Source organism: Shewanella sp. MBTL60-112-B2, from assembly GCF_019655055.1.
In the GTDB taxonomy this organism is placed as follows: Bacteria; Pseudomonadota; Gammaproteobacteria; order Enterobacterales; family Shewanellaceae; genus Shewanella.
Genome location: NZ_BPFA01000015.1, coordinates 61,829 through 75,101, shown reverse-complemented (window position 1 = coordinate 75,101; position 13,273 = coordinate 61,829). Strand labels below are relative to the sequence as shown.

Genomic DNA, 13,273 nt, shown 5'->3' with positions numbered 1-13,273 from the left:
TTGCAAGACTGACGAACTAAGGCAAAGTTAATTACGCACTCCTAAATCAATTCCTTAAGCATGTAATAACCCATTATGACCACACCTCGTTTCTCTTGATAGCTACGGTGTCTAACTTTAAACCCCACAGACTCGAAGAGCGGCTTCGACACTTTTGAAGCATCGACAGATAGCTCATCAATCTTTTGCAGGCTGGCCCATTGCTCTAACGCTGCATATAACTGCTTTGCAATACCGCGCCGCTGATAGTCTGGATGCACATATAAACTATCGATATAGCCACGACTGTTAAATTGAGTCTCAAGATTGATAAAGCCGCAGCAAACAGCTTTTTCAGCCTCTACATGCTTGTCATACACCATTAACCAAGTTTGAGATTTAGATAGCCTCTTATGCCAGTGATATGCAGATCTTGGCGCAAAAGACCAAGCCGACTTTTCTTCCTCGCTATAAACGCCATCACTTACGTCACAGATAGCAATGTGCGCCAATGTAGCGACTTCTGCTGCATAACTCTTTTGGTATGGGATCAGTTTAAGCATTGGTATTATTCACTTACTTAGGCGATTGAGAATTACGATGGATAAGGCTTTAGCTAGATTTTGCAGCAGTGCTACACAAAAGAAAATGGCGTAGACTCAGTCTACGCCATTTAACACTCTTTGCGAAAGTTCACTCTTAAAAGCCAAGCAGTTCTGCTTAAGGCATAAAGTGACAATTACTTCTTGTCGATACGACCAACGAATAACAGCTCATCGAAAGTACGATTTAGAGTTTTGCTGCTGAAATCGTTCATCCACATCTGCTCTTGAACAACAACAGTGTCGCCTTTCTTAACTTCAATTTGTGGACCAGCAGCCCAAAAAGTCTTGTCAGCTTCTTTGATCTGAACGTAGGTATAACCGCCGCCATTCATGGTATCCATGACTGTACCTTCATGCATAACACCTTGTGCCCATGCGCTTGAGATACCGAGTGCTAGAGTTGCAGCTGCAGCCAATTTCACTAATTTAGCTATCATCGGAAGTTTCCTTTAAATAAGTTATCAATTCACAAGTATTAAAGCATGCAATAGGTGATAAATCTCTAATTAGTCACAAGTATAAGCCTCGGATCTCCAACAATTAGATCCAACTCTCATAACCAAGTATTTTAATCTCTATCACGGAACTTTATTAATTACAGTAGATTTATTGCTCAAATAGATTAATGAGCCAGTTAAGAACGCTTTGCCTCATCTAATATTGGCTGCAACATTCCTTCAAGACCATTTAACTTAACCTCATACATTAACGCTAGTTGCTGGCCCAACTTTCCTTCCGGGAAGCCTTTTGAGTGGAACCAAACTAAGTAGGGTTCAGGCAGTTCAAGTAAACGTCTGCCTGCATATTTACCAAATGGCATCTTCTGAGTAATGGCTTCAAGTAGAAGTTTTTCATCCATCACAAACTAACCTCATTATTAAGATGTTTAACTCATCAACAGTTCTAGTGCCGCATTCTATCAAGTTCTCATAGAAATACTGCACTTTAACTCGCGCAGACTACCGCTGTGACACAATAATTATCTGCTCAGATGTAAAACCATATATATCAATTATAAATATTAAGGTTATCAATTATATCCCATTGGAATAAATAAACATGCTAACAAGCTATAACAACTGCAAACCAAAACAATATTTATGCAGTGAAAACGATTATTTATAAACACGACAAAGCTAAACACCTAATTAAACAAACAAATAACCAGCGAACACAACAATCTCAACTCGGCGTCAACAAAACATCCTTGCAACTCTAACCGTCAAATACATGGCGGTAGTCAAAAGCAATAAAAACGTCAAAAATCATACTGTTGACGGATGATAAGTATCGACCTAAATTAACCTTACAGTAACAGCAGGATAAATATGGATTCCGTTATTAACAAATCCAATGTCATAAGTACGCAAACTGTTACTTACCTCCATTCATATAATAAGAAAGATAAATTCACCGCGTACAAGAGGAAAACAATATGATCATACTCGTCGGTGGCGAAAAAGGTGGTAGTGGTAAAAGTTGCCTAGCCCAAAATATCGCTGTATTTCTAACAGCAGAATGCCAAGCCTCAGTAATTATGGTTGATTGCGACCCCCAACGTACGACCTCAGATTGGATCCATGCTCGCAATAATAATTCAGATTTACCCAGCATTAATTGTGTACAACTTTACGGGAAAATCCGTAATGATCTCCTTAGTTTAGAACAACACTATGACTATGTAATCGTCGATTGTGGTGGCCAAGATAACCTAGCATTACGTGCAACAATGTCAGTCGCTTCACACGTACTTATGCCTCTTCGCCCTAAGCGCCGAGATTTAAAAACAGTCAGCCATATGGATGATATCGTCGCTACTTGTATGATGATAAACCCCAAAATGCGTGCCACATTTGTTATTACCCAATGCCCTAGCCTACCTAACCAGGCCAACCGTATTTTTGAAGCTAAAGAAGTATGTAAGACATATGACATCAATGTGTTAGACGCGATTACCTATAGCCGAAATATTTACGATGACAGCGAAGAGTCTGGTCTGTCGGTACTCGAGATTGAGCCTAAAGGAAAAGCTGCAGGAGAAATAAGAGGCATTGCCTGTGAAATGCTACAGGTAAATAATGCCACTGAAATTCGCAATCGCCTTGCTGAAAAACAGATGAACAAGATGAGAGGTAATTATGGGTCTGGCAGATCTCAAGAAAAACTCTACGCCGTCTAGTTCAACTCATAGGCAGATCCAAACAAGCCAGCTGGCACTCGATGATCTAATTGATGACTTCATTAACGATGCGAGCCGTTATGCTTCAGGGCAAGAAGTACTCGCGTCTAACAAACATAAAGTCATTGACTTAGAAAGTCAGAAAGCTCGCTTTCAGCCTGAATATAGAAGTCATTTACTTAACAGCCAACAAAGCGAAACAGTTTTAACCGTGAAAAAAGGTAATTGCCCAGTCAGAAAGGCGACCTTCACCTTAACTGAATCAGCGATTGCTCACTTAGCCACATTAGCCGATGACTGCGATGTAGCAAAATCAAAGCTTATTCGCTTTTTGATTGAGCATCACTTTAATTTAAGCCCCGAGCAAAGAAAGCTAAAAGAAAAAAGTATCATAGTTGAATAAGTATAAACCTCCCTCCCCCTCCCTTAGCTGGCAGTAAACCGACAATTTAGAATTATTGCACTGCCAGCATTTTTTTACCTTTTTACAAGTCCATTTCCATAAGTAACAAAAACTTTGTAGCCAATAGATAAACGGTAATGGTTGAATTTTGCACTTAAGATCCGCATATCAAAGTTAACTCATTACAAAAATAAAAGGCGCACTATGTTAGCGATCTTTCTTATCCTACTGTTCAGTATCAGCGCCATCGCATGGATTGCTAGTGCGTCATGGCGTGCTCGCTATAGACGCAAATTAATTAGCCAGCAACCCTTCCCTCATGAATGGCGAGAGATCTTAAAACGTCGTATTCCTTTCTTCAGGACATTACCCGCCGATTTACAGCTACAACTTAAGAAACATATACAAGTTTTTATCGCTGAAAAGCGCTTTGTCGGCTGCGATGGTTTGAGAATTAATGATGACATTCGTGTCACCGTAGCCGCGCAAGCCTGTTTGTTATTACTCAATAGAACAACCGATTTTTATCCTAGGTTAAAAGAGATCCTGATTTATCCATCGGTGTTTATTGTCGAAAACCAGCAGCATCACGGTGCAGGAGTTGTGTCTGATCAGCGAAGAGTTCTATCGGGTGAATCATGGCAACATGGCCGTGTAATATTGTCTTGGCAAACAACTAAACACGACGCGGCGGTACCTGATGACGGTAGCAATGTGGTCATCCATGAGTTTGCCCACCAATTAGATCAAGAAGATGGCAATGCAAATGGAGCTCCCATTCTGCAACATAGCAAAGATTACGCTTCTTGGTCTGAAGTATTAATGCGGGAATACCAGGCTTTAGTAAGGGCAAGTCAATACGGCGAGCATTCACTTTTTAGCTACTATGGTGCAACTAACCCTGCGGAATTTTTTGCCGTTGTGAGTGAAGTATTTTTCGAACAACCCCATGACTTTGTTGCCTTACACCCAGCGCTATATCAAGAGTTGAGCTCCTTTTATCAACTCGATCCTGTGAATTGGCACTAACCTTTAAACAAGTATTGGTGTCAGTAAAGCGCCTATATAATGACATGGATAGATATCTTCAATCTAAGTGCCTCTAAAGCCTTAATCAAAACCGCACATGGCTGGAAAATAGCTCAATATCACTTAAGCTTTCCTATCCCTAACGCTATAGCAATTACCCAGCAGATAATCACTGCCCCTAACGAACTCACTCATGGTGTGACAAGGGTTGAAGCTGGCCAATGCCTAAAATTTAAAAGTGCTTTAGCAATTTAACGAGTTAATCAGTTAGCCCGTTATTTCGTTGAGGTAGTAAAACAGACATTTGCCATATCAACCAAATGACTAAAGCTAGTAAAATCATCTTGGGATAAACGCCTTCCTGAACTAGCCCTATCGGCGTACACCACACCAATTGCGGTTTGATCCACAATAAGTGGCGCAAGCATAAAGCCAGTGGCAGAGGTGATGGCTCTAATGTCATCGTCCATAAATAATCGCCATTTAGATGAGCCAGGGTTATCAATAAACAGAGCATGCTTCAGTGAAATACAATCTTGAAATACACTTTTAGTACTGTTCAATGAAATCTTAAACGACGCTTTCATTTGCTCAACATCCTCACCGTGAACAATACGAGGCTGCAATGACTTTCGATTTGGAGCCATTAACAACACGCAGCAGCGGTCTACTCCAACACCGGTTAAGATCCCATTTAATGTAATGGAAAGAACCTGATTGAAATCTTGTTTATTTAATGCGCATTGAGTGAGCTGTCGCAAACACTGCAACTGACGATTAGCATCGCTAACATAAATAATAGGGGCTGGCTGACTCTCCTCAGTTTGCTCTTGAAGGTATTTAGGCTCAGGTAAATGCTCAACTAATATTCTGGCACCATAAGCATCAGCCATAGTTTTAGTCGCTTTATGGCAGCGAATGATCCGCCCTTTTAGCTCGTCAACTTCAAGCCCTAACATAGTAGCTGTCTGCTGTAGCCGTTTCGACAATTCCGCCATGTTAGGAGTTTGCTGACACAATATCTCGCTGAGTTTATTAGCGAGAAAAATACTGCGGATCTCAGGGGTACGCAGATCTGGTTGGCTTAATGATTTTATCAGCAAATGACCGAGTCCCCAGCTCCTTGCAAGCCCTAAGGATAACTGTTCAAACGTGGTACCAAGCAGCTCGCGAACAATGTGATTCATATCTTGCGACGAATCACATTGATTGAGTTTATTATCAAGCACTATGGTTTCGGTGCAGCCTGTACTCCAAAAAGCACTTTCTCCTAAGTGATACAGCAAAGAGGCAATAAACACCTCCTCTTGTAATTCTTCGTCGTAGTCCTTGAGTAACATTTTTGTTAGCATTGCAGCTTGAAAAGCTTGAGCCATCAGCTTGAGCATTCTGTGGTAAACCCCTTCAGAGAGTCCTTCCGCTTCAAGCAAACTACTAAGTAATTTAGCTGTAATACAAATATTCTTAATTGTATCAAAACCTAGTACCACAGCAGCACGGCTTACCGTAGTGACCTGGCTAACGCCTTTACTGTAGGTCACGCTATTTGCCACTCGCAAGATCCTAGAGGTCAATGCATTATCATGCATGACACTTTTACCTAAGATAGATAAAGAGGAGACGTCGTCCTTTGCAAGCTTTTCGAGGGTTTTCACTGTAGAGCAAAGAGCTGGCATCTCTTGGTCACTGATGCGATTAGTCCAGTATTCAACGCCCTTATATCGACTATTTTCTATATTACTTACTTTCAAGTCACTCTCATCTTATGATGGTTTTCCACATCAGGCTATGCATGCTACTTATGTCATGCTCTGTTCTCTTGCCTAAAAATACACCATGCTCATTATGGCACTTATCACTAAGATAAGTACTCAAACATAAGTGAGCAATCTATAACTACATTCTATACGTTAATAGCTAACAATAAAGCCATTACAGTTCGTTAACACTCAATACCTGCACCAAACTCTATTGGTTTTCAAAAAAAAACGACTCCGAAGAGTCGCCAATCACAACCAAGCCACTCACTGGAAAGATGAGCAGCGAAATTAAAAACCCGCACAGCACGTAGGAATACTGTGCGGGGGACACAAGCTACAAGATGTAGCCAAACTTTTTCAAAAGAAGTTTTATAACAAATATGCTCGATATGTTACTGGTATTACTCAACCAGCAGTTGATAACCCGGCTCAGTTAAGAAGTCGACTAACTCGTCTGATGTGGTGATCTGCTCTAGCAAGACTGCCGCCTGAGTAAAACAGCCATGGGTAAAACGATCGGCCCCAACTTCATCTTTAACCTGAGCAAGCTCCTCTACCAATATCTCTTTAAACAGCGCCTGAGTAACCACAACCCCTGAGGTGAGTTGCTGGCGATGCTTAATCCACTGCCAGATTGAAGTACGAGATATTTCAGCCGTAGCCGCATCTTCCATTAAGCCATAGATAGGAACGCAACCATTGCCGTTAATCCATGATTCTATGTATTGCAGTGCAATGCGGATATTGAGACGCATACCCGCTTCTGTACACTCACCCCTTGCTGGTTCAAGTAACTCTCTAGCATGAATAGGGGCATCAACATCACGGGTAATGTGTCGTTGATTAATATGATCTTCACCTATGTATTCATTAAAAATGGCCATCGCAGTATTGGCGAGTCCAGGATGCGCCACCCAGGTGCCATCATGGCCATTTCGCGCTTCGAGTTGCTTATCCTGCTTAACCTTTTCTAACACTTGTTGATTGAGTTCTGTATCTTTTGCAGGGATAAAGGCCGCCATTCCGCCCATAGCTAACGCGCCGCGTTTGTGGCAGGTTTTAATCAACAAACGTGAATAAGCACTTAAAAAAGGCTTGTCCATGGTGAGTGATGTCCTATCAGGCAGCACTCTGTCGCTATGGTTATTTAGGGTTTTAATGTAGCTAAATATATAATCCCAACGCCCACAATTAAGTGCAACAATGTTAGAGCGCAGCTCATACAAGATCTCATCCATCTCAAAGACCGCAGGCAGGGTTTCAATTAAGCAGGTACACTTAATGGTGCCAGGCTGTAAACAGAAACGCGCCTCAACAAAGGCAAAGACTCTGGCCCACCATTTCGCCTCTAGGTGGCTTTCCAGCTTAGGAATATAAAAATACGGACCACTGCCCTTACTCAATAACTTACGGTAGTTATTATAGAAATAGACGCAAAAATCGAACAGACTGGCTGGAATAGCCTCTCCAGCAAACTGCACATGCTGCTCTTGCATATGTAGCCCACGGACTCGACAAATAAGCACCGCGGGGTTGTCATTTAATGAATAATGCTTGCCTGTTTCAGGCGTCGTATAGCTAATGTCACCATTCACCGCGTCGCGCAAATTGATTTGACCTTGCACTACCTTCTGCCAGCTTGGCGCCAGTGAATCCTCAAAATCTGCCATAAATACTTTTGCATTGGCATTAAGTGCATTGATCACCATCTTGCGCTCGACAGGTCCGGTGATCTCCACGCGTCTATCTTGCAAGTCTTGAGGAATGCCTCGGATCTGCCAATTTTGCTGACGGATCTCTTTGGTCTGCTCCAAAAAGTCAGGCAACTCACCTAAATCAATGCGCTTTTGCTTTGCCTGCCTCTTAGCAAGTAAATCTGGCACCTCTGGCGCAAACTGCTTACACAATGCCTTTAACAAACACAGTGTACCTTCAGTTAATACCTGCTCCTGACCAACAACTGCGTGGCCCTTAATCCGTAATTCTTGATCCGATGTTGATACTTGTGAGTCAAAAGTCGCTAGCGCTGTTAATTGCTCTGTCATCATTTTATCTCCCAAAACTTTGCTCATATCCTTGATGACACCTAGCATTGCTTGCTTTAGGCCGTCAGCGCTTAATTAATCAAGTTCCCTAGCATGCTTTTCATATAGTCGTGCTTAACTTGAATATTCAAACTTATGACTTAATTAGCGGTAAGATTGCTAAGTAAGCATATGTTGATTTACAACAAAACCTACTGATTAAAAGTTTCGGTTGCAAGCATACGCCAAGTCGATCTCCTCCATTCCCAAATGTCTAAAATGAGCTAAACCCATACCTAACCATGAACAAATAACCGAACAAGCCACTGATAAATAATAAAATTAAAACCCTACCAATGAATGTATTATTTTTGAGTTTTAACTTGTAAGACAAATTGACCATATAAAACCACCTGAGAATTAGTTCGTTATTATATTTCATACTGTTAACATATATTTCCAGCGAAAAGGTGAACCTGGTACGATATAAATCTGGTGCAATGTTTATGACTCTCGCTAGCGACAAGCCTTAAAAACACATTAAAACAGACACTTAGACTCAAGATACCAAAGCCCAGCTTCAAACAAGCGTTTTAATCTTACGTTTACGACAACGTAAACCTGTAAGTACAACCTTTTGATAAGATCCTTAACGATAAATATTGACCAACATAAGAAAAAATATTGGTTAAACCGTAAAAAAGTTTATTTTTAGACGAAAAAGGCGTTACAACAGGGCGTATTTGAAATATCAGCTGGGGTTATTATCCATGCAAGTTGATCAACCCAGAGCAGTTTTTGGCAAACTAATCCGTGGCGAATAACAGAAAGAACGGTTACTTGCTTTTGAAGTTGTTCAACGTAGAAGTGCCCAGCCCAAAACGCTCCAGAATGACGACTAAATCTTTATACTGATTGGCATCACTAGCCGATGTCTGCGAAGTGAATGTAACCTAAGCCTCTTTTTTCGTAGATGTGAGTAAACACAATGACTCAGTTCAACAACCTAGAAGCAATGAAGAAGAGCTAAACAAAAGCACTTAATGCTTCAATAGTTCATCAAATCCGAGTTAGGAATGGAACTAAGAGTGGAGTTAAGAGTTTAATAACAATCAGTATTAGAAGGATGGGAAAATTAAAAGCTTGTGCATAAGCAAAGCTCAAACCATCTATAATGCTGTTAAGACTTGGGTTGATAAGCAGCCTTAATAGGTTGACTTACAAACGCCAATGATTAGAAAATAGTTAGCTCTAGCCCAAGTTAAGCCCGCTAATACACTAAATAATTTGAACTTTTGTCTAATTAAAAACGAGTGACCGCTGAGTCTCATCTGTCGGACGCTGTAGCTCAGAGTTGTATAGCGTCACTCTATTACGGCCCGAGTGTTTCGATGCGTAGAGCGCAATATCTGCGCGTTTTAATAACGGATCTAAACTTAGATCCTCACGAGTGCTACACGATACGCCAAAGCTTGCAGTAATGTGAAACACATGGCCAGAATACTTAGTATCGATTGCGGCTATCGCCAGCTTACAGCGTTCGGCTATTTTAACTGCGGTCTGCTCGCTAGAATAAGGTAAGAATAATGCAAACTCTTCACCTCCCATTCGAGTGAAAATATCGCTATCGCGAATAAGCGGCCTGATCACCGACACCACATGTTTTAACGTCCAGTCGCCAGTTGCATGGCCGAAACTATCATTAATATTTTTAAATAGATCTAAATCAAACACTATCACTGAGTAGTCAGCTTTACGCATACTGACCTGTATGAACTCATTCTCGGCAAAATCTTGCCCAGCCCCGCGATTATAAACACTGGTTAATCTATCTGTTAATGCCAACCTACGGTAACGTAATTTCTGTCTATGGCTGTAGAGCAAAAATAACGATAAGAAAATCACACTGCCAGCCAACATGGTCATAATCATGACATTATTGGTACGGGCAGATTGGTCTAGTTCTTTCTGAGTCTCTACTAACTGCCGCTCTTGATTGAGCAAAGTGATCTCACGCGCCTGCTCTTGATGTTTAAACTTGGCCATCAGATAAGCATTCGCTTTAGCTTTAGTGTCGTCGAGGATTAAATTACTGTATTGCTGATGCGACTTTAAATAATCATAAGCAAGTTTGTACTGCTTTGACTCAAAGTATCGCTGCGACAGCACTTTCGCCGCAATAGCTTTATATTCAATATGACTGGACTCATCACTTAAAACCATCACCTTATTGGCAAACTCTTCCGCTCGTAAATAATCAGCTAAACCAAAGTAAACTTGAGTTAGTAGTGCATGAACATGATTGATTTCACTTTGAAAATTAAATTTTTGATAGCCTATTAACACAGGCTCTAACAAATCTTTAGCCGACTGATAATTCTCATTCTTAATAGTAATTAATCCCAAACCTTTTTGGGACATCAAACCAATCAGAGGCAATTGATTTGCTTCACAAAAAGTCTGGCTACGTTGAAAACCACTCTCTGCACTTTGATATTGTTGCTGCTTTAAGTCTGCAACAGCGACATACAGCAAAGCGAAGCAATGCTGTCTATTATCATGGTCTAGACTAAGTCTCATGGCTTGTAACGCATATTCACGTAGATCTTGATAGGCATCCAACTCTAACGCGAGGTTTGCCAAGCGCACATATGAGCCCACCTTAATATCGATATCAGTTATTTTATCAATACGCTCTAAATTTTCCGTCATTAAATCAAGCGCTGCGGGATAGTCCTTCAAACCGATATAGCTTGTAGATAAATATTGATAAATTTTGTTAAGTATTTCAGTACTTGGTTTTAATCTCTCTGCTTCTCTTAATAGCTGTATCGAAGCTTGATAATCCCCGCCATAGATTTTTCTTATCGCTATATATATTTTTAATCGAGCTTGTTGCTCGTTAGAAAGCTCAGCCCAGGAAGTTAACAAAGACTCAATAATGACTTCGGCCTCTAACTGGGAAGAACTACTTGCCTTATCAAGCTCATTTAAAGTTTCATCAAATGATTTTTCGTTAGCATTTCCCACAAGAGGAAATGCTAAACAAAAAAAGAGCCCCACGATGGCAACCCAGCGCATTATCGTTTTACTTCTTATTGGCATGCACAACCATAAATCCTTTAACGCTCTTACCACCCGACAATGATTTAAGCTTGTTATCATCGCCCGACATCACCGTCTGGATTTCTTCATCACTTAGACCGTGAGCCTGCATCACTCCTTGAGGATCTTGCTTATACTCCTCTAACAATTTGGCATCAGAACCTAACTTCTCGAAAAATTGATTAAACTTTGACATTTTTATTCCCTTAAATTAAATGAACATCTTTGGTTTGGTTTGTTTTGCTTTTTACATCTTATTTTGGTTACTTTTGTTTAACTGCTAACCATCTAACGGCTGGCTTTACCTTTTAAAACGCTAGATTGCTTCAGGCTCAACACTACAGCTCTTAATTTCAATCTCATAACGGCGAGCTCATTAACCTAGCTCTTCAGCGGTGATCCCAAGTTTAGCCAAAACCTCATGGTTAAACTCAAGCTCCCGTGAAGGCGGAATGAGCAAGGTAGTAATAGATGAAAGCAGTGCAAACGGCAGTTGCTTCAAGGCTATTTTCTCTATTCTCGGAGATTGAGTCGGCAAATTTGGCGCCTCATAGAGCACTACTTCATGTTCAAGCGGGTACCACTCACTAAGTTGATCAACTAACACCTGTAACCTGTCTGATGACGTATGAAATTCGGTCAGAGTGTGCTCGCCGGCAATGCCTATTTGCCACAGCAAAAGATGGGTGGTTGGGTCAGGTGTGTGCTTATAGAACATAAACTGGCTGGCTTCGAAGCTTTGATGGCCTGAAGCGCCAGGATCTATACCTACGTCGGCCCATAAACAGGCCTCGGCAGAAATACCCGGCTCCATTTGTGCGCTATAGCCCTCTTCTCTTGCCTGAGCAATCGCAAAGTGAGAAACACAAGCAAATACCCCTGGATGACCATAAAGCGCGCAGACAACTTGCTTGCCTAGGCGCACTTGATCCAAAATAGCACCCACCATCTGATCATAGGTATCGCGGCGATTTTTAACTTCGCCGTCTTGCGCATAATAGGGTTGCAGACTGCGCACATCTTGATTAAGTGACTCCAGCCAATGCTGGGCAAATCCATCCGGTACCAGAGAAAACACCACGTCGGCATGCTCTATGTAGCTTTTACTCAATACGCTAATTTGTCCGGCTAAATTGAGCCCTGTGCCGACACAAACCAAAGTTCCTTTTTCTGTTGTCATCTACTCTATGCCTATCTATGTAAGTTTTAATCTCGCTCTAACTCAATGTTTATCACGCCTGCTTTCCATTTTTAAAGGCTTAAATTTAAAGGCTTAAACTTGATGAGAAAACAATGTTAAGTTAACACAACATTTTAGTAACTTAAACCAGAATTAGACTGGTGGGTCTTCTTTCTCTAAGCAGCATGACTTGATTTCAGTTACAGCTTTCATATCAGTGAGATAAAGTGAATTAGTTGAGCTGAATTACAAAGTCGTCTTATCTAAAATTAAAAGATAAAACTAAGCCGTTAATCAGTTAAATAACCATAGAGAATGAACTTATTAGCCTTTTACTACTCCATATATTGACTAATTAGGCTTTAATGTTAAAACCTGTAATCAACTAAAGAATTACATTCGAAGCACGCCTTAGCGCAATAGCCCTTGTCATAAGGGGGATCGCTTGGGTATTATGACCGACAGATTTTTATGAAGTAGCGCATTCAATGACAATTAAAAAGAAAAGTCTTACCCTTTTGGGCGCTGCTGCGCTCTCGTTATCACTAAGTGGCTGTGGTGTTTTTGACTATTTGATCTATAAGCCTGATATCCCTCAGGGTAACTATATGGAAAAACAACAAGTCGAAAAATTGCGCATAGATATGACTAAAGAGCAGGTTGAATACGTGCTTGGTCGTCCGGTACTACGTGACAGCTTCTCTGATGATACCTGGTATTATGTCTACCACTATAAGAGTGGTCGTGACGCGAGCATCATACATAAAGAGCTTATTATTAACTTCAATGGCGATAAACTTGCAGAAGTAAAAGGTGATTACGATTTAAGCACCGAATTTAATACGCCATTGGAAGAGAGCAAGTTACCAGAGATCAATACGCCAGAAGGTGAGCCACTGATCCCAGAGCAACGCCCTCAAGCTGAACCTTTGGTAGAAGAGCAAGAAACCCAACCAGAGACACTTTCTGAAAAGTTTGAATAACTTTTGAATACAAGCGATTGTTCAAC

12 protein-coding genes and 1 pseudogene are annotated in these 13,273 nt (G+C 41.0%); 5 read left to right on the top strand and 8 right to left on the bottom strand.

Going from position 1 to position 13,273, the window contains the following annotated elements:
* Positions 1-41: 41 nt before the first annotated feature.
* The 3 genes from K5Q73_RS11430 to K5Q73_RS11420 all read right to left on the bottom strand — a co-directional run bounded on the left by K5Q73_RS11430 (position 42) and on the right by K5Q73_RS11420 (position 1,443).
* Complete coding sequence (locus K5Q73_RS11430) at positions 42-542, bottom strand: GNAT family N-acetyltransferase (protein ID WP_220760025.1); 501 nt, start codon at positions 540-542, stop codon at positions 42-44.
* 176 nt (positions 543-718) lie between these two features.
* The gene (locus K5Q73_RS11425) at positions 719-1,021 is read right to left on the bottom strand and encodes a hypothetical protein (RefSeq protein WP_012154550.1); all 303 of its coding nucleotides are present in this window, start codon (positions 1,019-1,021) and stop codon (positions 719-721) included.
* A 197-nt stretch (positions 1,022-1,218) separates the two neighbouring features.
* On the bottom strand, positions 1,219-1,443 hold the full coding sequence (locus K5Q73_RS11420) for a DUF3820 family protein (RefSeq protein ID WP_108944029.1): 225 nt from the start codon (positions 1,441-1,443) through the stop codon (positions 1,219-1,221).
* 576 nt (positions 1,444-2,019) lie between these two features.
* Between K5Q73_RS11420 and K5Q73_RS11415 the strand changes: the two genes are divergently transcribed.
* The 4 genes and pseudogenes from K5Q73_RS11415 to K5Q73_RS21875 form a co-directional block, all read left to right on the top strand.
* Complete coding sequence (locus K5Q73_RS11415) at positions 2,020-2,763, top strand: AAA family ATPase (protein WP_220760023.1); 744 nt, start codon at positions 2,020-2,022, stop codon at positions 2,761-2,763.
* Entirely contained in the window at positions 2,723-3,166 is a 444-nt protein-coding gene (locus K5Q73_RS11410) for a CopG family transcriptional regulator (RefSeq protein WP_220760022.1), read from the top strand. Before K5Q73_RS11415 ends, K5Q73_RS11410 begins: the two co-directional genes overlap by 41 nt.
* Positions 3,167-3,370: 204 nt before the next feature.
* The gene (locus K5Q73_RS11405; protein ID WP_220760020.1) at positions 3,371-4,195 is read left to right on the top strand and encodes a zinc-dependent peptidase; all 825 of its coding nucleotides are present in this window, start codon (positions 3,371-3,373) and stop codon (positions 4,193-4,195) included.
* A 39-nt stretch (positions 4,196-4,234) separates the two neighbouring features.
* Positions 4,235-4,372: pseudogene (locus tag K5Q73_RS21875) on the top strand (nuclear transport factor 2 family protein); the annotation flags it as partial.
* Positions 4,373-4,470: 98 nt separating this feature from the next.
* Here the strand turns inward: K5Q73_RS21875 and K5Q73_RS11395 are convergent.
* The 5 genes from K5Q73_RS11395 to K5Q73_RS11375 form a co-directional block, all read right to left on the bottom strand.
* On the bottom strand, positions 4,471-5,946 hold the full coding sequence (locus K5Q73_RS11395; protein WP_220760018.1) for an HDOD domain-containing protein: 1,476 nt from the start codon (positions 5,944-5,946) through the stop codon (positions 4,471-4,473).
* Positions 5,947-6,356: 410 nt separating this feature from the next.
* Complete coding sequence (gene aceB, locus K5Q73_RS11390) at positions 6,357-8,027, bottom strand: malate synthase A (RefSeq protein WP_259650721.1); 1,671 nt, start codon at positions 8,025-8,027, stop codon at positions 6,357-6,359.
* 1,251 nt (positions 8,028-9,278) lie between these two features.
* Entirely contained in the window at positions 9,279-11,084 is a 1,806-nt protein-coding gene (locus tag K5Q73_RS11385; RefSeq protein WP_220760016.1) for a GGDEF domain-containing protein, read from the bottom strand.
* Entirely contained in the window at positions 11,068-11,280 is a 213-nt protein-coding gene (locus tag K5Q73_RS11380; RefSeq protein WP_220760014.1) for a hypothetical protein, read from the bottom strand. The genes K5Q73_RS11385 and K5Q73_RS11380 overlap by 17 nt, the downstream gene beginning before the upstream one ends.
* Positions 11,281-11,460: 180 nt before the next feature.
* Positions 11,461-12,264, bottom strand: a complete 804-nt coding sequence (locus tag K5Q73_RS11375) for an SAM-dependent methyltransferase (RefSeq protein ID WP_220760012.1) — start codon at positions 12,262-12,264, stop codon at positions 11,461-11,463.
* Positions 12,265-12,752: 488 nt separating this feature from the next.
* Between K5Q73_RS11375 and K5Q73_RS11370 the strand changes: the two genes are divergently transcribed.
* On the top strand, positions 12,753-13,247 hold the full coding sequence (locus K5Q73_RS11370) for an outer membrane protein assembly factor BamE (RefSeq protein ID WP_220760011.1): 495 nt from the start codon (positions 12,753-12,755) through the stop codon (positions 13,245-13,247).
* The last annotated feature ends 26 nt before the right edge of the window (positions 13,248-13,273 follow it).

What these genes read in the sequence shown, in the direction of transcription:
- K5Q73_RS11430 (WP_220760025.1), bottom strand. Translation starts at nt 542, where the DNA reads ATGCTTAAACTGATCCCATACCAAAAGAGTTATGCAGCAGAAGTCGCT.
- K5Q73_RS11425 (WP_012154550.1), bottom strand. Translation starts at nt 1,021, where the DNA reads ATGATAGCTAAATTAGTGAAATTGGCTGCAGCTGCAACTCTAGCACTC.
- K5Q73_RS11420 (WP_108944029.1), bottom strand. Translation starts at nt 1,443, where the DNA reads ATGGATGAAAAACTTCTACTTGAAGCCATTACTCAGAAGATGCCATTT.
- K5Q73_RS11415 (WP_220760023.1), top strand. Translation starts at nt 2,020, where the DNA reads ATGATCATACTCGTCGGTGGCGAAAAAGGTGGTAGTGGTAAAAGTTGC.
- K5Q73_RS11410 (WP_220760022.1), top strand. Translation starts at nt 2,723, where the DNA reads ATGGGTCTGGCAGATCTCAAGAAAAACTCTACGCCGTCTAGTTCAACT.
- K5Q73_RS11405 (WP_220760020.1), top strand. Translation starts at nt 3,371, where the DNA reads ATGTTAGCGATCTTTCTTATCCTACTGTTCAGTATCAGCGCCATCGCA.
- aceB (WP_259650721.1), bottom strand. Translation starts at nt 8,027, where the DNA reads ATGAGCAAAGTTTTGGGAGATAAAATGATGACAGAGCAATTAACAGCG.
- K5Q73_RS11385 (WP_220760016.1), bottom strand. Translation starts at nt 11,084, where the DNA reads ATGCCAATAAGAAGTAAAACGATAATGCGCTGGGTTGCCATCGTGGGG.
- K5Q73_RS11380 (WP_220760014.1), bottom strand. Translation starts at nt 11,280, where the DNA reads ATGTCAAAGTTTAATCAATTTTTCGAGAAGTTAGGTTCTGATGCCAAA.
- K5Q73_RS11375 (WP_220760012.1), bottom strand. Translation starts at nt 12,264, where the DNA reads ATGACAACAGAAAAAGGAACTTTGGTTTGTGTCGGCACAGGGCTCAAT.
- K5Q73_RS11370 (WP_220760011.1), top strand. Translation starts at nt 12,753, where the DNA reads ATGACAATTAAAAAGAAAAGTCTTACCCTTTTGGGCGCTGCTGCGCTC.